Origin of the sequence: Leifsonia shinshuensis (genome assembly GCF_013410375.1) — a bacterium.
In the GTDB taxonomy this organism is placed as follows: Bacteria; Actinomycetota; Actinomycetes; order Actinomycetales; family Microbacteriaceae; genus Leifsonia; species Leifsonia shinshuensis.
This window is the reverse complement of sequence record NZ_JACCFL010000001.1, coordinates 4,201,988-4,221,478: the sequence shown is the minus strand read 5'-3', so window position 1 is coordinate 4,221,478 and position 19,491 is coordinate 4,201,988. Positions and strand designations below refer to the sequence as shown.

Below are 19,491 nucleotides of genomic sequence, written 5' to 3'. Positions count from 1 at the left end.
CTACTGGGGAACATCTGGGCCGGGCATTCACACCCAAACCAAGATCAGCGGCAAATGAGGCCTGTAGCGGGGCGGTCCACGACACCACCCTTTGATGGGTCGACACTATCGGGGTGAGTCGTCGTGACGGGTCAGCCGGCGACAGGGAACGCGCCGGCCGGCGCGGCGGCCTACGCCGCGCCGGCTCGGCTCATCACCACCAGCTCGTGAACCGGGCGAAGGCCTTCGAGAATGCCCACGGCGACTGCACCACGCCGGAGCAGTTGCTGGCGCCCTTCACCCCGGGGCAGGAGCCGTTGTCGCGCTCGAGGGCCCAGAAGCTCAGCTCGTTGATGTGCTTGGCGGCCGCCCACTGGACCAGCGGCGAGGCCTGGGCGACGGTGAACGTCTCCTGCGGGCCGAAGTCGTCGATCCCGTTCATCTGGATGATGCCGACCTTGTGCCAGAGGGCCGCGTCCGACGCGGTGGGGGCGATGGTCGCTCGCAGCTGGCCGACCAGGCCGGCGGCCGCCGTCTGCGCGTCGGCCAGCATGTCGTGGGTGAGGCCGTCCCAGTAGTCGAAGGTCATGATGTTGACCGCGTCGATCGGAGCGTTGTACTTCGCGGCCGACTGGAGGAGCGCGACGCCGGTGGCTCCCAGTCCGTGCGGCGTGGACGGCAGCGTGTAGGCGATCGAGAGCGGACGGTGCTGCGCGGCCGCCCACGCCGTGACCTCGACGATGGCCTGGTTGCGGCGGTCGATGCCGGCCAGGTTGCTGAGCGAGTCGGCTTCGATGTCGAAGTCGAGTCGCTGCACTTTGTAGGTCGTGATGACGTTCTCGTAGGCCAGCGCGATCTTGTGGACGTCGGTGCAGCTGTCGGCGATCTCGGTGCTCGTCGTGTCGGCCGTGTATCCGCCGAAGGACGGGATGACGTCGCCGCCGCGCAGCCGGATGCGATCGATCGCGTCACCGAAGGTGCTCGCAGCGACCGGGGTGGCCGTGTTGCCTGCCCAGTAGAGGGTGCACGACCCTGCCGCCTCGGTCTGCAGGAACGCCAGGCTGAGCACCTTGGATCCGGACTGCCTCGAGATGTCCGCGAGGTCGCTCACGGCGGTGACGTCGACGTACGGCGCCGAGAAGTGCGGAGGCAGGGGGAGGGCGGGGAGGATGAAGGGGGAATGGGCACCGCCGGAGGAGGTGACCGGCTCCGTGCCGGGCGGTGTGGTCGCGGCCGCGGGCAGCGCGGTGGTCGCGAGGCAGAGCGCGGCCCCGAGCAGTGCGGCGGCGAGTGTGGAGATGGCGCGTTTCATGTACGGCTCCTCGTTGACGTTGAGTGCAACGGCCCCCTTCGCGCACCCATGAGCGAATCTCACATTAGTTAGTAAAGTTAACTAACAAACGGGAATGTAGCAGCAGGGGCGCTATTCCCACAAGAGGTCACCTCCGCACGGTCCGGCAGGCGAGCTGCACCGCGAGCCGCGTCTCCGGATCGCCGAGGTCGAGTCCCAGCAGCTCCTGGGCTCGGATGATCCGGGTGGAGACGGTGTTCCGGTGCAGGCCGAGCGCGTCGGCCGTCGCCGCGATCCCGGACTCGTGGTCGAGGTAGGACGCCAGTGTCTCCAGCAGTTCCGGGCCGCGGGCGAGCAGGGGCGCGAGAAGGGACTCGGCCGCCGGGACGAAGGTGTCGCTCCCCGTCCAGGACAGCAGCAGTTGCTCCAGACCGAGCGCGTCGATGCGCAGGAAGTATCCCGTGGCCGACCGATCGGCCGCGAGCCGGGCCGCGTCGGCGGCGCCCTCCAGGGTCGCGACCAGGCCGGAAGAGCCGGTCTCCAAGGTTCCGACGCCGGTGGCCACGTTGAACACCCGGCGGGCAGCGGTGTGCAGCACGTGCAGGGCGCGCACGCTGTCCTCCACCCGGCTCGGCGCGGGCGGCGCGGCGAAGCTCAGCCAGCCGGTGATGCCGCGTCCGCTCGTGGCGGCGTGCGAGTCGGCGGGCAGCGCCGTCAGCTCGCTGGTGACGAACCGCAGCAGCTGGAGGGTGTCGACCCGGCTGCGTCCGACCAGCCGGAAGCCCAGGTGGTAGCCGCTGGAGCGCCAGCCGCGCTCCAGCATCCTCTGGTCGAGCTCCGGATCGCGGTCGTCGCCGCGCTCGAGGAACTCGCGCAGCAGCCCGGAGGCGACGGCGGCGTCGTTGACGTCGGCGACCTCGTCGATCAGGATGCGCGCGGCGACGACCGGCATCGCCACCTCGGCCGCAACGCCGAGCGCGCTCAGCTGCAGGGTGCTGAGCCCGGTTCCGAACACCGCGAGCCGGAGCCCCGCCCGGCTCGGGCTGTCCACCCGGACGGAGGCCGCTGCGTCGTCGGCGACGGACACCAGGTCCAGCCAGGGTGCGAAGTCGATGGCGGCGTGCACCGCGGCGGGGAGTTCGCCGCCCGCCTGGAGGAGGACGCCCTCGCTGTCGATCAGGGCGACACCGTGCCCGACGCTCGTCGAGAGGTGGCGGAGCAGGTCGGCGAGGTTGTCCGCGTGGTACTCGATCGACTGCGCGACCCGGCGCACATACCCGAGCGTGAGAGCGTCCCGGCCCTCGACCAGCTCCCACGCGGCCCGCGCGAGCGCCATCGGCTCGTCGACGTCGAGCAGGGCGAGGCCGAACCGCTCCGCCAGGGTGCGCGTGCCCGAGCCGAACGCCTCCGCTCCCGGCGCGGCCAGGGCGCGGTAGCCGCGATCGCGCACCCGGCGCACGAGCGCGTCCTGCTGCCACGGCGTGGCCGGGGGCGGCGACGTGAGCAGAGCGAGGAGATCCGCGCCCTGCGGCGGGAGGTCCGACTCGGTCGCGCCGACGACGAGGTCGCGCCAGGGCGTGGCGGGATCGGCCCCGGCCAGGATGCGGACGCCGCCGCCTGCGGGGTGCGCGAGCAGTGCGGCGAGGTCGAGGCTGTCGCTCATGCCGCCTCCAGCCCGGCGAGGCCGAAGGCAGCGGGTGTGACCCGGGCCAGCCGGTCGGCGCGGGCGGTCCACCACGCGGGCGCAGGGAGGGCGAGCACCGTCACGTGGCGGGCGATGGTCACCCCGTCCACCTGCAGGATGTCGCGCGAGCGGGTGTCCAGCGCGACGATGATCTCCGGCGCGGCGGCGACCGTCGCTCCGTCCCGCACCACCGCCAGCAGCTCCGACCGGGCCACCAGCCGCAACAGCGAGCCGTCGTCGCCCTCGACCTGGGCGGCGCTGACGAAAGGATCCTCGGGCGAGGGCTCGACCAGCGACACCCGGCCGGAGCCCAGCAGCCGGCCGCCCAGAGCCTCGGCCAGGGCGGCGGCGTCCGCGTCGGCGGCAGCCGCCATCCGCTCACCGAGCCGCAGCGCCCGCAGAGAGGTGCCCACGATGCCGTGATCGCGCAGGTCGCCGACGGTGAAGCCGGCCATCAGGACGGTGCCGGTGCCGCCCGCTTGCACGACCGCCGCCCGCACCTGCGATTCGACGTCGGCGGCGCGCGTGGTCTCCACGACGGCGACGCCCCTCCCGGTGTCGCACACGGTGACGATGCCGGAGAGCCCGTCGACCAGGAGGGACACCTGATCGAGGCGCGGCAGGGCGCGACCCATGCAGTCCGCGTCCACGACGTCGAGACGGTCGGCCAGCAGCAGCGGCGCCAGCCCGTTCATCCCGCCGCCCTCCAGCGCGCACACCGCGGCGGCCCGCACTCCCGTCCAGCGCTCCGCGGCGGCCAGGAGCGGGTCGAAGGCGGTGGCCGGCGGGATGCGCTCGCTGAGCAGATACGTGGAGCCGGCGAAGGCGACGGTCACGCACGGGGTCGTCGGGTCGAGGTCGTCCACCGCGTACAGGGGGAGGGGCCAGATCGGCGCACGCTCCGCCATCAGCTGGAGCAGGGTGGCGCCACCGCCGCCGCCCGATCCGAGCAGCGAGAATCCCCGGCTCAGTGCGTCGAGACGCTCCAGGCCGAGGGTTCTCATGCTGTCAAGGTTAGGGGCTGCGGCGCCGCCCTGCGGCGGCGATTCAGGCCGAACCGGCCGGCGCGAGCGAGCGGCTCTCGACCGGGACGAACTCCTCGGTCAGCCCGAACGCGCGCGGCCCGAAAGCGGCCAGCGCCTCCGGCGTCCGCATCATCTCCGGGGTCGAGATGCCCAGCACGCGCACGCGCTGGCCGTAGCGCAGCCCTTCCGTCGTGATCGGCTCGCCCGACTCGATGTCGGTCACGCAGATCAGGTCGGGCACGATGGCCACCAGCGCGCCGTCGCGCAGGGCGATCAGGTTCTCGTTCTGGAACCGGATCTCCAGCTGCGAGTCGTCGCCGGCCGCCAGAGCGGAGATGGTCGCCCTGCCCTTGGCGAAGCCCTCTGTGGTGCGCCGCTCGACGTCGGTCACCTTCCCGCTGAACAGCTCCCGTACCTCCGAGTAGAGGGTCGTGGACAGGGTCTGCGCGATCGCCTCGAACGGTGAGCGGTGCGCCTCCCGCGCCTCGCGGATCGCCCGGCCGAGCGCGAGCGCCATCGACAGGGTGCGCGGGACGGCGGTGCGGCGCACGTCGGCGCCGGTCATCGCGTACTCCGCGATGTGGCCGACGCCGCCCAGGCGGATGGTGACGCCGCGGGCCAGCCACTCCATCTGCCGGTCGTCGTCGCCGGTGTCGATGACGACGGTCTCGCCGCGCTCGCCGGCGAGGGCGAGCGGGGAGCCGTGGACGCCGTAGACGGCGAAGGTCTCCATCGACAGCTCGGGGAAGGCGCGGCCCATGCCGTCGGCGTCCACCACCGGCAGCCCGGTCTCGGCGGCGACGATCAGCGGGATCATCGAGTTGATGCCGCCGCACTCGATCGGCATGGTGGCGTCCGCGGTGCGGCCGAGGTGCGCCTCCAGGGTCCGGAGTGCGAGCGTCGGCTCCGTGCCCGCCGGGATCTTCTCGATCATCACGGTCGGCGCGCCCATCTGCGCGGTCGGGACGACGAACAGGTCGTCGGCCAGATCGTCCGGGTCGAGGACGGTGATGGCCCGGTCGCCGAGCACGCGCTCGACCAGCATCTGGCCGATGTACGGGTCTCCGCCCCCTCCCGTCCCGAGCAGGGTGGCCCCGCGGGCGAGGTCGGGCAGGTCGGCCGCGGTGAGCGTCCAGCTCATGCTCCGGCCTCCACCAGCTGCCGCTCCGGCGTGCCGTCGAAACGGTGCGAGGGGAGGTCGTAGCCGAAGTACGCGGGACCCACCATCGCGAGCGCTTCCGCCGTGTGCCAGCGCGGATCGCTCGGCGCGGCCACCACCCGGACGCGCTGACCGTAGCGCAGGCCCTCTGTCGTGATCGGCTCGCCGCTCTCCGCATCGAGCACGATGATGAGGTCGGGCGTCGTCGCGAAGGTGACATCGCCCGACTGGGCGATCAGGTGCTCGTTCTGGAACGACAGCTCCAGCGCGGCCACATCGCCGGCGGCCTCGATGCGCGCGCGCCCGCGGGCGAACCCGGTCGTCGTCGCGCGCTCCACGTCGACCACCTTGCCGGAGAAGAACTCCCGGCCGGCGAGCCGTTCGACGGTCGCGGCGACCGGGTCGGTCTTCGCGAGCCGCGCCTCGGCGATCCCGGAGCCGATCGCGAGGCTGTGCGAGAGCGAGCCGCCGACGAGCGCGTCCCGCGCGACCGCACCGCTCATCGGGAAGCCGGAGATCATGACCGAGCAGCCCATCTCGACGCAGGCCACGCGGGCGATCCGCTCCGTCCAGTGGTTGTCGACGGTCTGGAGCACGCCGACATTGCCCTTCTCGTCGCTGAAGGCGAGCGGCGACGCCGTCACGCCGTACAGCGTCGGCAGCACCATCTGCAGCTCCGGGAATGCGCGTCCCATGCCGTCGGCGTCCAGCAGCGGGAGTCCGAGCGCGGCCGCAGCGGCGACCGGGATGGTGGAGTTGACGCCGCCGATCTCGGCGCACGCGACGTGGGTCACCGGCCGCCCGAGATACGTTCCGAGGGCATGGACGGGCGCCACCACCTCGTCGAGGCTGGGGAGCTTCTCCACCATGACGGTCGGCGCGCCCATCATCGCGACGGTGAGCACGAGCGCGTCGTCGGGCACCTCGTCCAGACCAACGACGGTGACCGGCCCGTGCTCGGCGAGCGCCTGCCGGGCCAGCAGCGAGCCGATGTACGGGTCGCCGCCGCCGCCGGTGCCGAGCACCGCCGCGCCGCGCGCGAGATCGCCGATGGCGTCCGCGGTCAGAGTCCAGCTCATACCCGCACCCCCATCGACAGGTCGCCGACCGCCTTGACGCGGATGCGCGTGGCGTTGCCGGGCAGGTACGGGATCGGCACCTCGTCGAAGTCGACGATCGCCACCGACGCGGGGGAGGCGCCGGCGGCGATCGCCTTGTCCACCGCCTCCGCCCGAACGGCGGCGATGGCTTCCTGGCGCCGGCCGGGCTCGACGGCGTACACCTTGTCGATCTCGCCCCCGACCTGCGCGATGGATGCGCCGATCGCGTTGGCGACGGCGTAGTTCTCCGGCCGGTGCACGGCGCCGAAGATCGGCAGTTCGTCCGGCAGCAGGATGGAGCCGCCGCCGACGGCGACCACCGGGATGGGGTCGGGCGAAGTGCGCATCCGGTCGACGGCCTCCGCGACGCGCTCGGCGATGCGGGCGAGGACGCGCTGCACGAAGGCGGGGTCGAGGTGCGCGACCTTCGACGGGTCGCCGACCGTGGCGCGGCCGGCGGCGACGGCGATGTCTGTCGCCGTGAGCGTCGAGCCGCCGAAGACGAGCGCCTCGGTGGTGAGCCGGTAGCCGACGGACTCCGGGCCGACCTCCGCGGTCTCGGTGTCGACGATGGAGCCGCCGCCGATGCCGATGGAGAGCACGTCCGGCATGCGGAAGTTGGTGCGGACCCCGGCGACCTTCACCTCGTTGGCCGTCTCGCGCGGGAAGCCGTTGATGAGCAGTCCGATGTCGGCCGTCGTCCCTCCGATGTCGACCACCGCGCAGGTCTCGAGACCGCTGGTGAGGGCAGCGCCCCGCATCGAGTTGGTGGGGCCGGAGGCGAACGTCGCGACCGGGTAGAGGCGCACGTAGTCCTCGTCCATCAGCGTCCCGTCGTTCTGGCTGAGGAAGATCGGCGCTTCGATGCCCTGAGCGCGGACGGCGGCCGTCAGGCCGTCGACGATCTCGGAGGCCAGCTCCCGCAGCGCCGCGTTGATAATGGTCGCGTTCTCGCGCTCCAGCAGGCCGATCCGCCCGATCTCGTGCGACAGCGAGATGGCGACATCGTCCCCGAGCTCCGCGGCGAGGACCGCGGCGGCCTGCGTCTCCACATCGTGGTTCACCGGCGAGAACACGGACGAGATGGCGACCGACCGGACGCCGTGCGCGGCCATGTCGGCCGCGATGCCCTTCAGCTCGGCGACGTCGAGGGCCGAGATGGGCCGCCCGTCGAACTCGTAGCCGCCGTGCGCGAGGTAGCCGCGGCCGCCGATCGCCTCGATCAGCGTCTCCGGCCAGTCCACCAGCGGCGGGAGTGCCTTGGTCGCGGGGAGGCCCAGCCGCAGCGCGGCGGTGGGCGCGAGCCGCTTGGCCTGCACGAGCGCGTTGATGAAATGGGTCGTGCCGATCATCACCGCATCGATGTCCGCGCCGTCGAAGCCGCGCGCCTCGCGCAGCGCCTCGATGGCGCTGACGATGCCGCTCGTCACGTCCGGGCTGGTCGAGTTCTTGACGCCGGCGAGGGTGGTCCGGCCGTCCATGAGCACTGCGTCGGTGTTGGTCCCTCCGACGTCGATGCCGATGTGCATAGGTTCCGCTTTCTGCTGTGCCGCGTGCGCGTGGACGGCGCACGCGGCTGGTGGATCGATGGTGCGCGGGTGCGCCGCTCAGTTCGTGGCGACCGCCTCCGGTCCGGCCGGCGCCGCCGGCTCGGAGTCCGCCGGATCGGCCTGCTTGGTGGTGGCGCGACCGACGCCCCGCACCAAGCCGAGCTTCCCGGCGACCGTGTAGAGCACGATCGAGAGGAGCAGCGACCAGATCGCGGGGATGCCCCAGGTGACGAAGTAGCCGACGAGGGAGGAGACGAGCCAGATGACGAGGGTCGCCGGGACGATCCGCGGCGCGAACTCGGGCAGCCGGCCGGAGCTCCGCGTCGCGTCGAGGTCGCCCCGCCACTTCCGGACGAAGAAGTACTCGGCGACCATGATGCCCGCGATGGGCGGGAAGGCGACACCGAGGACGATGAGGAAGCTGGTGAACGCCCCCAGGATGCCGGCTGCTGCGAGGATCGTGCCGACCACGCCGAGCACGATGGTGGTGGTCACGCGGTGCAGGTTCTTGGAGAACGCCGTCGAGATGAAGTTCACGAGGCCCAGCGTGGAGGAGTACAGGTTCCAGTCGTTGATCTTCAGCGTTCCGGTGATGACGATGATGAGCCCGATGAAGCCGATCGAGGAGGTCACGATCGCCACGATGTCGCCGGTCGCGGCTGCGTGGGCGAGGAGCACGCCGGCCAGCCCGATCACGAACTCGCCGAGGCTCACTCCGACCACGGTCTGCTTCACGACGTCCGCGCGGCTCCGGTTGAACCGGGTCATGTCGGCGGTGATGATCGCGCCGACGATGAGGCCGCCCGCGACGATGCCGGTGCCCTGCCAGACGGTCATGGTCGGGCCGGGAGCCGGGGAGGTGAGCAGGTCGCCGAGGGAGTGCTTGCTGAGCTCGGTGATCACCGACCAGCCGACCAGGATGAGGAAGAGCGGCACGGTGATGTTCGCCAGCCACTGCATCCCGACGAAGCCGTAGGCGACCACGGCCGTGACGGCGAGGCCGAAGATCACGCTCCACGCCCAGATCGGCAGGACCCCGGGCATGAGGGCGTCGAGCGACTGGGCCGAGATGGCCGACTGGATGCCGAACCAGCCGATGAGGCTGATGCCGATCGCCAGGCCAACGAGGGACGCTCCGATCTCGCCGAAGCCGGTCCAGCGGGCGAGCAGGGCGGTGTTGAGGCCCTCCTTCTGCCCGATGATCCCGACGATGCACATGATGACCTCGAGGATGATGGAGCCGAGCAGCAGCGCGAGCGCGGCCTGTCCGAAGGTCATGCTGTAGCCCAGGGTGGCCCCGAGCAGGAACTGCGAGAGGGCCGAGACCTGGCCGAAGCGCTGCACCGCGATCCCGAACCACGGCTTGCGGGCGTCGGGGGTAACGCGGGAGAGGGCGAAGTCGTCGGCATGTGCTGTACGTGCCATGAGGGTGTCCTTCTGACGGGGGAGGGAACGGTTGCGACAACCGTAGGCATCCGACGAAGCCGACGGAATGTGCGGATCGCCTGAATCGGCCGCCGATCTGTGCACATCGCACAGGCACTGGGTGGACCCGCCTGTCCACTCGGTAGCCCCGGATCCCGCAGCGTCACCGGGTGCTAGCGTCGCGGGCATGACGATCACCTCCCTCCTGGACCTGCGTTTCGCGGCCGACCATCTCGAAGACGGCCCGCGCGCCCTTCTCGACATCCTCGCGGACACGCGCGCGTTCGAGGGTTGTCTCGGCGTGCAGATCGTCACGGACGTCTCCGACCCTGCCCACGTGGTCGCGATCGAGCACTGGACATCGCTCGAGCACGACGACGCCTACCGCGCCTGGCGGGCGGGACCCGGCGCTTCGGGGCTGGGCGAGTATTTGGCCGGGCCGCCGGTACTGACGCGGTTCAGGGACGGCGTCTCGCTCTGACTCGTGAGGCCTTTCAGGTCTCGAGCAGGTTGAGGCGGACGACCTTGCGCACGGCGTCGATGCGCGAGGTGGCGCCGAGCTTGGCGTAGATGTTGGTCGTGTGCCTCTTGACGGTGCCTTCGGTGATGTTGAGGCGCGTGCTGATCTCGCGGTTGGTGTAGGCCTGCGCGATCATCCGGATCACCTCGAGCTCTCGCTCGGTGAGGACGCCGTCCGGCTGGTTCCTCTGCGAGGTGTCGTCGGGTGGAGTGGCCGCAAGGGGTTGCGCTGCGGCGATCAGCTGGCGGAGCGCGGTCTCGCTGATGCTCTTGTTGGCGAAGGCCGATGCGCCTGCTCGGGTGAGCTGGCGCTGGAGGACCGCGTCCGTGTGCATGGTCAGGATGACGACCGCCGTTCGCGGCGATCGCCGTCGAACCGTGCGGATGGTCTGCTCCGTCGGCGGACCCGGCATCTCGACATCCAGCAGCAGGACGTCGGGGGTGGTCTCCTCCACGAGCCGGATCGCGGTATTCCCGTCGCTCGCCTCGCCGACGACGTCGAAGTCGCGCTCGATGAGGGCGCGCACCCCCTGGCGGAAGAGCGCGTGGTCATCGGCGAGCACCACCGTCCGGGTCATCCGGACACCGCCCGGAGAGCGATCGTCAACGTCACGGTGGTCCCGGCGCCCGCCCGGGAGTCGATCGCGAGATCGGCGCCGATGAGCTCGGCGCGTTCCTGCGCCGCGATGAGGCCGAGGGCGCCCGGGCGGATCGTGTCCCGGCCGAAACCGACTCCGTCGTCGGCCACGCTGATCCGCAGGTCCTCGGCTCCCCACTTCGAGACGACGATGATGCGCTCGCCGTGGGAGTGGCGGCGAGCGTTGTGGATGGCTTCCCGAACGATGATGAACGCCTCCTCCTGGACGCCTGTGGGGAGGGTCCGCGGGGTCCCCTCGCTCGAAGCGTCGACGCGCGGCGGTTCCGTGCCGAGGTCGGCGACGTAGTCGAGGATGGCCTCGTCGAGGAGCTTCTCGCCGACCGAGTGGCGGAGGTCGAGAGCCACGGAGCGCGTCTCCTCCAGAGCCGACTCCAGCAGGCCGAGCGCTTCGGCGAGCTGCCCGGCAGCCGCGTCCGTCGGTTGGCGAGCGAGCCGGACGCGTTGGATTCCCGCGGCGATGCCGTGCGCGACCCGGTCGTGGAGTTCGCGCGAGATGCCGAGGCGTTCCTCGGTGTGCGCGACGGCCAGGCGTTCGAGCAGTGCGTCGACGTAGCCGAGCGAAGCCGGGACGACCTCGTCCATGATCGCCGCGTTGAGGGCGCGGGCGACCGCCGCCGCGTCATCGTGGTCGGACGCGAGTTCGGTCAGCGCGATGTCGAACAGGAGGGTCGCCGCGGCGAGACTGTCGCTCGGATGGATGTTCTGGGCCGCTCGTGTCCTCCCCACGCCGGAGGACCGTGCTGGAGGGGGCGCTTCCTCGATGGAGACGCCGAGCCGTTCGAACGTGCTTCGCAGGATCCGGTGCACTTGCGCGGCGACCTGTCGGGTGACCAGCGGGTCGGACGCGAGAGCATTCCCGTGCGCGGTCAGCCTGCGAACGAGTTCGGTGGTGATCCGGGACTCGAGGCAGGCGGCATCCTCCACAGACGCGGGGATTCCGGGGGCCACAGGACAATGATGGCTGTTCGGGTGCCGGGCTCCCGCCAACCGGGATGTTACTTTCGCTACATTCCGTCACCCGTCCCATCCCCATTAGCGTGACAACGTGCGTCGCACCGGGGGGACGGCGACGCTGGGTGGCAGGTGAGCGGGGGGCCTGCCACCCGAGCATCACGTCCCGGGAATTTCGACTCTCGTCACGCTCCGAGCAGCGTGCCAGTGTGTTGCGTGCACGGCGATGAGAAAACCCCCGCGCGCACGCGCCTTCTCTCTCCATCGACATCGGGAGGAACAATGTCATCCACTCGACCCTCTGCGCGATTCCCCGGTGAGTTCCGGCCAGGGAAGCTGACGACGCGATGAACATCGACCTGACCGGCAAGGCCGCCTTGGTCACCGGCTCGACGGCGGGGATCGGCCTGGCGATCGCGGCCTCGCTCGCCGCCAGCGGTGCGTCGGTGACGATCAACGGCCGCGACGCCGACCGGGTCGCGGAAGTGGCCGCTCGACTCGGGGTGAACGGCGTGGCCGGGGATGTGGCGACGGCGGAGGGCGCTCGCCGGATCACCGACGCGCTCCCGGACGTGGACATCCTCGTCAACAACGCCGGCGTCTTCGTCGCCGAGCCGGTCTTCGAGATCAGCGACGACGGGTGGCGGGAGGTGTTCGAGATCAACGTGCTCTCCGGCATCCGGCTCGCCCGCCACTACGCGCCGCGCATGGCGGGCCGCGGCAGGGGGCGGGTCATCTTCATCAGCAGCGAGGCGGGCATCCAGCCGCCGACGAGCATGGTCCACTACGGGATGACCAAGACAGCCCAGTTGGCGGTCTCGCGCGGCATGGCGCAGGAGCTCGCCGGAACCGGCGTGACCGTCAACAGCGTCCTGGCCGGCCCCACCATGAGCGAGGGTGTCCTGGCGATGTGGGACGACATTTACCCGGGACTGAGCCGGGAGGAGCAGGAAGCCCGCTTCGTCGAGGAGGGGCGGGCGGCCGGCTCGCTGCTCCACCGGGTGATCAGGCCGGAGGAAGTCGCGAACCTGGTCGCCTACCTCGCCTCGGACCTGTCCTCGGCGACGACGGGCAGGGCGCTCGGTGCTGATGGCGGCCTCGTGCCCACCGTGTTCCCCTGAGCCGGCGCCGCACACACGAGGAGCGTCGGTCGGACAGGAGGCGAACGTGGACGATGCGGCGTTCTTCGAACGGGCCACCCTCGCTTCCGCCGCGACCATCGACGATGCCGATGCCGTCCGTCAACTGCGCACGCTCTTAAGCGCGGAGGAGATGAGCGCCTGGGAGGCGGTGAAGAGCAGCGCGTTCCCGGTCGCCGTGCCGGTCGGGCACGACGACCCTCGTGACTTCTACTGGGCGAAGTGGGGAGCGTTCGGGCTCGAAGGGACCTCGCCGCACTCCTACGAGGAGGCGATCGCGGACCTCGCGGGCAAAGTGCGGACCTGGGCTGCGGCCATCGACGCGACGAGCTCAGGCGCCGGCGAGCGAGAAGTGGCCATGCTCGCCCGCCTCCTCAGCGAATCGACCGACGCTGAGCTGTTCGTGAATTTGCTGGTGCGGGCCAGTTTCGACCAGGGGCCGCTCCGGTTCCGCATCGCCGAGTTCGTCGACGAGACCGGAACCGCCTCGCAGCGGGCCATCCCGTTCTTCGACGGAGAGTCGCCTGCGGAGGTCGATGTCCATGTCCGAGGCCGCACGACGACGTACCAGGCGAACGTCCGAGGCGGAAAGGCGATCTATTCGCCGATCGGCTTCGCGCCCAGCATCGTCGACACCGTCAGACAGGAGGACCCGACTGTGGATTTCGACGTCCAGTTCCCTCGCCCCGACCTTCGCCCCAGAACCGTCGGAGCCGGTCGATGGGGCGCAGACCGCGATGACCCCGACCGGGCGCTGATCGATCGGATCGCGACGACCCCGCACCCCGTCCGTCGCGGAAAGCTTCCCCGGCCGCCCGGGCTGCACCGGGTCGGCGGCGGCCGGTGGATCGACGACGACGGAGAGCCGGTGACGGATCCGGCGGTGCTCGAGCGCCTGCGGAGCCTCGCGATCCCGCCCGCGTGGGTCGAGGTCTGGGCCTCAGCGGATCCGACCAGTCGCGTGCAGGCCACCGGTGTGGATTCGCGGAATCGCACCCAGTACCGCTACTCGGACGCGGCAGTCGCGGAGGCCGCCGAGAACAAGTTCGCGCACATGATCGACTTCGCCCGCCACCTTCCCCGGCTGCGTGCGGCGGTCGCCGCCGACCTCGGCGACGCCGATCACGACAGCGCGACCAGGGTCGCCGCGACCGTGGTGCGCCTCCTCGACCGGGGCCTGTTCCGGGTCGGGAACGCCGAGTACGCGCGCGACAACCACACGCACGGCCTGACCACGCTCGCTCGCAGCGACGTCGCCGTCGCGGGCGAGACGCTCACCTTCGACTTCGTCGGCAAAGAGCACCTGAACCTCCACCTGCAGCTCGCCGACCCGGTCGCGGCGAAGTTCGTGCGGCAGCTGTTGGAGGTCGACCGGCCGCCGGACAGCCTGCTCTTCGTCATCGAAGAGGAGGGCGCACTGCGCCACATCGACAGCGCGACCGTCAACGCGTACATCCACATGCTCGTGGGCGCGGGCGCGACGGCGAAGACATTCCGGACCTGGGGAGCGACGGCCGTCGCCGCCGCGGTCGCCGGCGGTGCGGAGTTCGAGCCGGCAGCAACCGGTCGTCGCAAGCCCGACTCCCTCGCCTACGCGGCGGCGGCCCACATGCTCGGCAACACCCCGGCGGTCGCTCGGCAGTCGTACGTCCATCCGGATGCGCTCAGTTCCGGTCGCAGCGCGGCCGTGCGCGCAGCGGTCGAACGGGCCGCGGACCAGAACGACACACGCGATGTCCGGATCCTGTTCCACGACGAAGAGCTTCAGCAGGCGATCTGGCGCGATCTGCCGCGGCACGCTGCGCGCTGAAGCAGCGCTTGACAACCGCCTCTCGTTCAGGTCTATATTTGGATCTAATCCAAATCCTAGACCTAAACGAGAGGCTCTCATGCGACGAGGCATGACGATCACGGCGGCCCTCACCGCCGTCGCACTGTGCTCCATCGGCCTTGCAGGCTGCTCCGCAGGGAGCGCGGGATCGGGCGACACCCTGCACGTGATCCGGTCCGAGTCGTTCGACGGCTGGAATCCCGACTCGGCGGCGGCGTACGCGACCTACCAGACGCTCGACAACGTGCTGGAGCCCCTGCTGAAGTCCAACCCGGACGGGCACAACGTCGACGCCGGCATCGCGACGAAGTGGTCGTACGACGACGCGGCGAAGACGTGGACGTTCACCCTCCGCCCCGGCGTGAAGTTCACCGACGGCACCCCGGTCACCCCGGCCGACGTGATCTTCTCGGCGGGCGTCTGGGCGAAGGGAAAGAACTACGGGTCGCTGTACGGCGACATCGGCAGCGTCACCTCTCCGGACGCGCACACGGTCGTGTTCCACATGACCGACACGAACACGATCCTGCCGGTCCTGATGACCTGGAGCTCCTCGGCGATCTTCCCGAAGGACTTCGGCGGCAAGACCGAGGACGCGTACTGGCAGAAGCCGATCGGAGCGGGCGCCTACGCGGTCGACTCCTGGTCGACGGGCGGCGAGACCGTCCTGAGCGCCAACCCGCACTACTACGAGAAGATCGGCGCGAAGCGCGTCGTCATCGACACCGTCACCGACTCCAACCAGGCCGCCGCGATGCTCCAGTCCGGGCAGGCCGACATCTCGCAGTACCTCGCCCCGCAGGACGCGAGCATCTACGGCTCGACACTGAAAGCCCTTCCGTCCAGCCAGATCGAGCATCTGAGCTTCAACACCACGCACGCAGCGCTCGCCGACCTCCACGTCAGGAAGGCGATCGCGTACGCCATCGACTACGCGGCGATCGTGAAGGGCGCGTTCAAGGGATACGGGACGCCGGCGAAGGGGATCATCCCGTCAGGCCTCGCCAACTGGTCCGCCCCCGACGTCCCGGGTTACACGCACGACCTGGAGAAGGCGAAGGCGGAGCTCGCGCAGGCCACGACGAAACCGGCCTCCCTGGAGATCGTGTACGACGCCTCCAATCAGAGCGACAACGACGTGGCCCAGATCCTCAAGCAGGATCTCGCTCCGCTCGGCATCCAGCTCAAACTGAGCCCGCTGGAGACCGGCGCGTTCCTCGACCGCGCATACGGGCTGACGGCGGACCTGACCCTCTGGTCCTACGGAGCCGTGTCACCCGATGTCGTCGATCCGCTCGCCTGGATCAGCGGGACCTCCTGGCTCTTCAGCGGCGTGAAGACCGACGAGGTGACGGCGCAGTTCCACGCGTACGCGTCCGCGCCGTCCGCGGCGGACAAGAAGGGCATCATCCGGCAGGTGCAGGACGACGGGATTACCGAGCTCCCGGCCGCCGCCCTCGCCCAGTTCCAGGTGCTGTACGCGGTCGCCGCGCGGGTCCACGGATTCGCGCCGACGCCGTGGGGCATGTACCACTGGAGCGACATCACCCTGAGCGGGAGCTGATCGTGTCCGGCCGGTACGCGTTCGTCCTGCGCCGGGTCGCCTACGCCATCCCGCTGACCCTGTGCGTGGTCCTGCTGGTGTTCCTGCTGCTCAAGATCACCCCGGGAGACCCGGCCCGGCTCGTCGTCGGACTGCGGGCATCGCCCGAGCAGCTCGCGATCGCGCGGCAGCAGCTGGGGCTCGACAAGCCGGCGATCGTGCAGTTCTTCGACTACGTCGCGAACGTCTTCACCGGTGACTTCGGCTTCTCCTTCAAGTCGCAGCAGCCGGTGACGGCGGTGATCGCGGAGCGGCTGCCGGTCTCGCTCTGGCTCCTCGGCTTCGCCGCCCTGTTCTCCGTGATCCTCTCGGTTCCCGTGGCGATCGCCTCCGCCCGCAAGCCGGGTGGCGTCTTCGACCACAGCGCTCGCGGCGCGGGCCTCCTGCTGTTCGCGATGCCGTCCTTCTGGACGGGGATCATCCTGGTGCTGCTCGTCGCGCTGCCGACCGGCTGGTTCCCGGTCGGCGGCTTCGGGTACACCACCGTCGACCACCTCCGCTCGATCGTCCTCCCGGCGATCACCCTCGCCGTGACGATGGCGCCGCTGCAGATCCGCAGCCTGCGGGCGAGTCTGATCGCCGTGCGGGAGTCGGAGTACATCACGGCCGCTCGCACCCTGGGGGTCAGCTCGGCCCGGGTGACCAGGCGCTTCGTGCTGAGGAACGCGTCCCCGCCCACCGTCTCGGTCCTCGCCCTGAACATCGGCTACATGCTCTTCGGCGCCGTCGTCGTCGAGACCACCTTCGCCCTGCCCGGCCTCGGTCAGGGGATCGTGCTGGCGTCGAGGCAGCGCGACATCCCTCTGATCCAGGGCTACACGATCGTCTTCGCGATCGCGGTCATCCTCGTGTACCTGATCGCCGACGTGGTCACGGCGATCCTCGATCCCCGATTGAAGGTGGACTCATGACGACCCTGGCACCCGCCGGCCCCGCCGCACCCGCATCGGCCGCGGTGGCCGTGCCGTCCCGCAGCAGGCGCGTCCCGCCGCCGGCGATGGTCTGGGTGGGCCTCGGCATCGTCGCCGTGTTCGTGGTCGTGGCTGGGCTCGCCCCGGCCGTCGCGCCGTACGATCCGCTCGCCCAGAACGTCACCGACGCGCTGGCGGCTCCATCGTGGCAGCACCTGCTCGGCACCGACGAGCTGGGCAGGGACGTGCTGTCCCGCCTGATCTGGGCGGCGCGGATCGACCTGCTGATCGGCTTCCTCGGAGCCGCTCTCCCGGCCGTGGTCGGCACCGTGCTCGGCGCGCTGGCCGGCTACTTTGGCGGCTGGGTCGACACCCTCGTCATGCGGGTCTCCGACCTCGTGCAGGCGTTCCCGAGCTACATCCTGGTCATCGCGCTGGTCTTCGTGCTCGGCGCAGGACCGGTGTCGATCCTGGTGTCGATGACACTGGTCTCGTGGGTCGCGTACGTGCGGCTGATGCGCACGGAGATGCTCCGCGTCCGCGAGTCCGACTACATCGCCGCCGCGAAGGTCTCCGGCTTCTCGCGCCAGCGGGTGCTCTGGCGGCACGCGTTCCCGAACTCGATCGGGCAGAGCCTGGTCTACCTGCCCTCCGACATCGTCGCGGCGACTCTGGGGCTCGCCGCCCTTTCGTTCCTCGGTCTCGGCATCCAGCCGCCCACGCCGGAGTGGGGAGCGATGATCGCCGAAGGCCAGCCCTACATCCGCGAGCAGTGGTGGCTCGCGACCGTCCCAGGCCTCGTGATCGTCGTGTTCGGACTGGGCCTCAGCATGATCGGCGAAGGAGTGGAAGCATGGGGACGCGAATGAGCGAGCCGGTGCTCGTCGTGCAGGACCTGGCAGTCGACCTGACCATCCGTGGCGAGGCCTTCTCGCCGGTGGACCGCGTCAGCTTCAGCGTCGCGCGCGGCGAGACGCTCGGGATCGTGGGGGAGTCGGGTTCGGGCAAGAGCCTCACGCTGCGGGCGGTGCTCGGCGTGCTGCCGGCGAACGGCACGGCGCGCGGCCGGGTGGAGCTCATCGGCCGGCCGGGAGCGAAGCGCGGTTCGGCCCGGCGCATCGCGATGGTGTTCCAGGAGCCGATGCTCGCGCTCAACCCGACCATGCGCGTGGGGGAGTTCATCGCGGAGGCCGTGCGCACCCACACCGGCGTCTCGCTGCGCGCCGCGCGCGCCCGCGCCGTCGAACTCATGTCCGATGTCGGCATCCCCCGGGCCGCCGAACACGCACGGGCGTGGCCGCACGAGCTCTCGGGCGGGCTGCGCCAGCGTGTGATGATCGCCGCCGCCCTCGGGACCGACCCTGACGTGCTGCTCTGCGACGAGCCGACGACCGCGCTCGACGTGACGATCCAGGCGCAGATCCTGAGGCTCCTCACGCGCGTGAGCGCGGAGCGCGGGATGGCGATGGTCTTCGTCTCGCACGATCTCGCCGTCATCGGCGAGATCAGCCAGCGCATCGCGGTGATGTACGCCGGGAGGATCGTCGAGACCGGAGCGACGGCGGAGGTGCTCCGGCATCCCCAGCATCCGTACACGGCCGGCCTGCTCTCGTGCACGCCGTCCGCCGTCGAGGCGGGCGAGCCGCTGGAGACGATCCCGGGCAGTCCGCCCGACCCCCGGGCCTTTCCCGTGGGATGCCGGTTCGCGCCGCGCTGCCGGTTCGCTGCGCCGGAGTGCGCGCACGCGCCCTACGAGCTCGCGGCGGCTCCGGGCGGCGCGACGGCGTGCATCCGGGCCGAGGTCGTCGAGGAGATCAGCGCATGACCGTTCTGCCCCTGCGTTCGCGCAGACCATCGGAGTTCGTGCTCGAGGCCCACGGGGTCACCGTGAGCTATGGGAGCCGACGGCATCACGGGCCGCTGGCCTTGGACGGCGGGGAGCTCAGCCTGCGGGCGGGGGAGTCGGTGGCCATTGTCGGCGAGTCCGGTTCCGGGAAGTCCACGTTCGCCAAAGCGCTCGTCGGCCTCGTCCCATGCATCGGAGGCGAGCTCCGGCTGGAGGGCGAGCGGCTCGGGCAGCGGCGCAGCCGGGAGCAGGTGCGTCGCCTGCAGATGGTGTTCCAGGATCCGAGCTCCTCGCTGAACCCGTCGATGACGGTCGGGCGCATGCTGGAGGAGCTCCTCCGCTTCCATCGCATGGTGCCGAAGGCGCGCGTGAGGGAGCGCGCACGGGAGCTGCTGGAGATGGTGGGGCTGCCCGCCTCCACGATCACGGCACTGCCGCGCCGGTTGTCGGGAGGGCAGCGACAGCGCGTCGGGATCGCACGCGCACTCGCGGTCGAGCCGACCGTGCTGATCGCCGACGAGTCGACGGCGGCGCTCGACGTCTCGGTGCAGGCGGCCATCCTCAATCTGCTGGCCAGGCTGCGCGCGGAGCTGGGACTGACACTGCTGTTCATCTCGCACGACCTGTCGGTGGTGCGCCACATCAGCGACCGGGTCATCGTCATGAAGGACGGGCGCATCGTCGAAGACCGGGACACCGCCGGGCTCTTCGCCGCGCCGGGTGCGGACTACACCCGGGAACTGCTCGCCGCCGCGCCCAGGCTCTGACGGCTCCGCCGCTAGCATCGAGGAAGCCGGAGTCGGCGGCTGAGGGAAGGAGC

Annotated in this window: 17 protein-coding genes; 8 read left to right on the top strand and 9 right to left on the bottom strand. The window is 70.7% G+C overall.

Annotated elements, in window-relative coordinates:
• Positions 1-193 precede the first annotated feature (193 nt).
• From HNR13_RS20340 to HNR13_RS20310, 7 genes are all read right to left on the bottom strand, one after another.
• Positions 194-1,291, bottom strand: coding sequence for a chitinase (locus tag HNR13_RS20340; RefSeq protein ID WP_179608700.1), 1,098 nt, complete (start codon positions 1,289-1,291; stop codon positions 194-196).
• 127 nt (positions 1,292-1,418) lie between these two features.
• Positions 1,419-2,933 (bottom strand): PucR family transcriptional regulator, encoded by a 1,515-nt coding sequence (locus HNR13_RS20335; protein ID WP_179608698.1) that lies wholly within the window; start codon positions 2,931-2,933, stop codon positions 1,419-1,421.
• Positions 2,930-3,958 carry an S-methyl thiohydantoin desulfurase domain-containing protein gene (locus HNR13_RS20330; RefSeq protein ID WP_179608696.1) on the bottom strand — a complete coding sequence of 343 codons (1,029 nt, stop codon included), beginning with the start codon at positions 3,956-3,958 and terminating at the stop codon, positions 2,930-2,932. Before HNR13_RS20330 ends, HNR13_RS20335 begins: the two co-directional genes overlap by 4 nt.
• Before the next feature lie 43 nt (positions 3,959-4,001).
• Entirely contained in the window at positions 4,002-5,120 is a 1,119-nt protein-coding gene (locus HNR13_RS20325) for an S-methyl thiohydantoin desulfurase family protein (protein WP_179608694.1), read from the bottom strand.
• Complete coding sequence (locus HNR13_RS20320; protein ID WP_179608692.1) at positions 5,117-6,217, bottom strand: S-methyl thiohydantoin desulfurase family protein; 1,101 nt, start codon at positions 6,215-6,217, stop codon at positions 5,117-5,119. The genes HNR13_RS20325 and HNR13_RS20320 overlap by 4 nt, the downstream gene beginning before the upstream one ends.
• A complete protein-coding gene (locus tag HNR13_RS20315) occupies positions 6,214-7,767 on the bottom strand; it encodes a hydantoinase/oxoprolinase N-terminal domain-containing protein (protein ID WP_179608690.1) in 1,554 nt (517 codons plus the stop codon). The genes HNR13_RS20320 and HNR13_RS20315 overlap by 4 nt, the downstream gene beginning before the upstream one ends.
• Before the next feature lie 78 nt (positions 7,768-7,845).
• A complete protein-coding gene (locus HNR13_RS20310) occupies positions 7,846-9,213 on the bottom strand; it encodes a purine-cytosine permease family protein (protein WP_179608688.1) in 1,368 nt (455 codons plus the stop codon).
• 187 nt (positions 9,214-9,400) lie between these two features.
• Here HNR13_RS20310 and HNR13_RS20305 point away from each other — a divergent pair, with 187 nt between their 5' ends.
• Positions 9,401-9,694 (top strand): putative quinol monooxygenase, encoded by a 294-nt coding sequence (locus HNR13_RS20305; protein ID WP_179608686.1) that lies wholly within the window; start codon positions 9,401-9,403, stop codon positions 9,692-9,694.
• A 13-nt stretch (positions 9,695-9,707) separates the two neighbouring features.
• Here HNR13_RS20305 and HNR13_RS20300 read toward each other — a convergent pair whose 3' ends face one another.
• Entirely contained in the window at positions 9,708-10,310 is a 603-nt protein-coding gene (locus HNR13_RS20300) for a response regulator transcription factor (RefSeq protein WP_179608684.1), read from the bottom strand.
• Entirely contained in the window at positions 10,307-11,338 is a 1,032-nt protein-coding gene (locus HNR13_RS22100; RefSeq protein WP_343063641.1) for a sensor histidine kinase, read from the bottom strand. The genes HNR13_RS20300 and HNR13_RS22100 overlap by 4 nt, the downstream gene beginning before the upstream one ends.
• 350 nt (positions 11,339-11,688) lie before the next feature.
• Between HNR13_RS22100 and HNR13_RS20290 the strand changes: the two genes are divergently transcribed.
• From HNR13_RS20290 to HNR13_RS20260, 7 genes are all read left to right on the top strand, one after another.
• Complete coding sequence (locus HNR13_RS20290; RefSeq protein ID WP_179608682.1) at positions 11,689-12,462, top strand: SDR family NAD(P)-dependent oxidoreductase; 774 nt, start codon at positions 11,689-11,691, stop codon at positions 12,460-12,462.
• A 46-nt stretch (positions 12,463-12,508) separates the two neighbouring features.
• Positions 12,509-14,290, top strand: a complete 1,782-nt coding sequence (locus HNR13_RS21935; protein WP_179608680.1) for a DNA topoisomerase IB — start codon at positions 12,509-12,511, stop codon at positions 14,288-14,290.
• A 91-nt stretch (positions 14,291-14,381) separates the two neighbouring features.
• Positions 14,382-15,875, top strand: coding sequence for an ABC transporter substrate-binding protein (locus HNR13_RS20280; RefSeq protein ID WP_179608678.1), 1,494 nt, complete (start codon positions 14,382-14,384; stop codon positions 15,873-15,875).
• Between the two features lie 2 nt (positions 15,876-15,877).
• A complete protein-coding gene (locus HNR13_RS20275; protein WP_179608676.1) occupies positions 15,878-16,825 on the top strand; it encodes an ABC transporter permease subunit in 948 nt (315 codons plus the stop codon).
• Entirely contained in the window at positions 16,822-17,694 is an 873-nt protein-coding gene (locus HNR13_RS20270) for an ABC transporter permease (RefSeq protein WP_179608674.1), read from the top strand. The genes HNR13_RS20275 and HNR13_RS20270 overlap by 4 nt, the downstream gene beginning before the upstream one ends.
• Positions 17,679-18,650 (top strand): ABC transporter ATP-binding protein, encoded by a 972-nt coding sequence (locus tag HNR13_RS20265; protein ID WP_179608672.1) that lies wholly within the window; start codon positions 17,679-17,681, stop codon positions 18,648-18,650. The genes HNR13_RS20270 and HNR13_RS20265 overlap by 16 nt, the downstream gene beginning before the upstream one ends.
• Entirely contained in the window at positions 18,647-19,438 is a 792-nt protein-coding gene (locus HNR13_RS20260; protein ID WP_179608670.1) for an ABC transporter ATP-binding protein, read from the top strand. The genes HNR13_RS20265 and HNR13_RS20260 overlap by 4 nt, the downstream gene beginning before the upstream one ends.
• Positions 19,439-19,491: the final 53 nt, after the last annotated feature.

Bases quoted from the DNA above. Each gene is read 5' to 3' on its own strand.
- HNR13_RS20340 (WP_179608700.1), bottom strand. From the start codon at position 1,291: ATGAAACGCGCCATCTCCACACTCGCCGCCGCACTGCTCGGGGCCGCG.
- HNR13_RS20335 (WP_179608698.1), bottom strand. From the start codon at position 2,933: ATGAGCGACAGCCTCGACCTCGCCGCACTGCTCGCGCACCCCGCAGGC.
- HNR13_RS20330 (WP_179608696.1), bottom strand. From the start codon at position 3,958: ATGAGAACCCTCGGCCTGGAGCGTCTCGACGCACTGAGCCGGGGATTC.
- HNR13_RS20325 (WP_179608694.1), bottom strand. From the start codon at position 5,120: ATGAGCTGGACGCTCACCGCGGCCGACCTGCCCGACCTCGCCCGCGGG.
- HNR13_RS20320 (WP_179608692.1), bottom strand. From the start codon at position 6,217: ATGAGCTGGACTCTGACCGCGGACGCCATCGGCGATCTCGCGCGCGGC.
- HNR13_RS20315 (WP_179608690.1), bottom strand. From the start codon at position 7,767: ATGCACATCGGCATCGACGTCGGAGGGACCAACACCGACGCAGTGCTC.
- HNR13_RS20310 (WP_179608688.1), bottom strand. From the start codon at position 9,213: ATGGCACGTACAGCACATGCCGACGACTTCGCCCTCTCCCGCGTTACC.
- HNR13_RS20305 (WP_179608686.1), top strand. From the start codon at position 9,401: ATGACGATCACCTCCCTCCTGGACCTGCGTTTCGCGGCCGACCATCTC.
- HNR13_RS20300 (WP_179608684.1), bottom strand. From the start codon at position 10,310: ATGACCCGGACGGTGGTGCTCGCCGATGACCACGCGCTCTTCCGCCAG.
- HNR13_RS20290 (WP_179608682.1), top strand. From the start codon at position 11,689: ATGAACATCGACCTGACCGGCAAGGCCGCCTTGGTCACCGGCTCGACG.
- HNR13_RS20280 (WP_179608678.1), top strand. From the start codon at position 14,382: ATGACGATCACGGCGGCCCTCACCGCCGTCGCACTGTGCTCCATCGGC.
- HNR13_RS20270 (WP_179608674.1), top strand. From the start codon at position 16,822: ATGACGACCCTGGCACCCGCCGGCCCCGCCGCACCCGCATCGGCCGCG.
- HNR13_RS20265 (WP_179608672.1), top strand. From the start codon at position 17,679: ATGGGGACGCGAATGAGCGAGCCGGTGCTCGTCGTGCAGGACCTGGCA.
- HNR13_RS20260 (WP_179608670.1), top strand. From the start codon at position 18,647: ATGACCGTTCTGCCCCTGCGTTCGCGCAGACCATCGGAGTTCGTGCTC.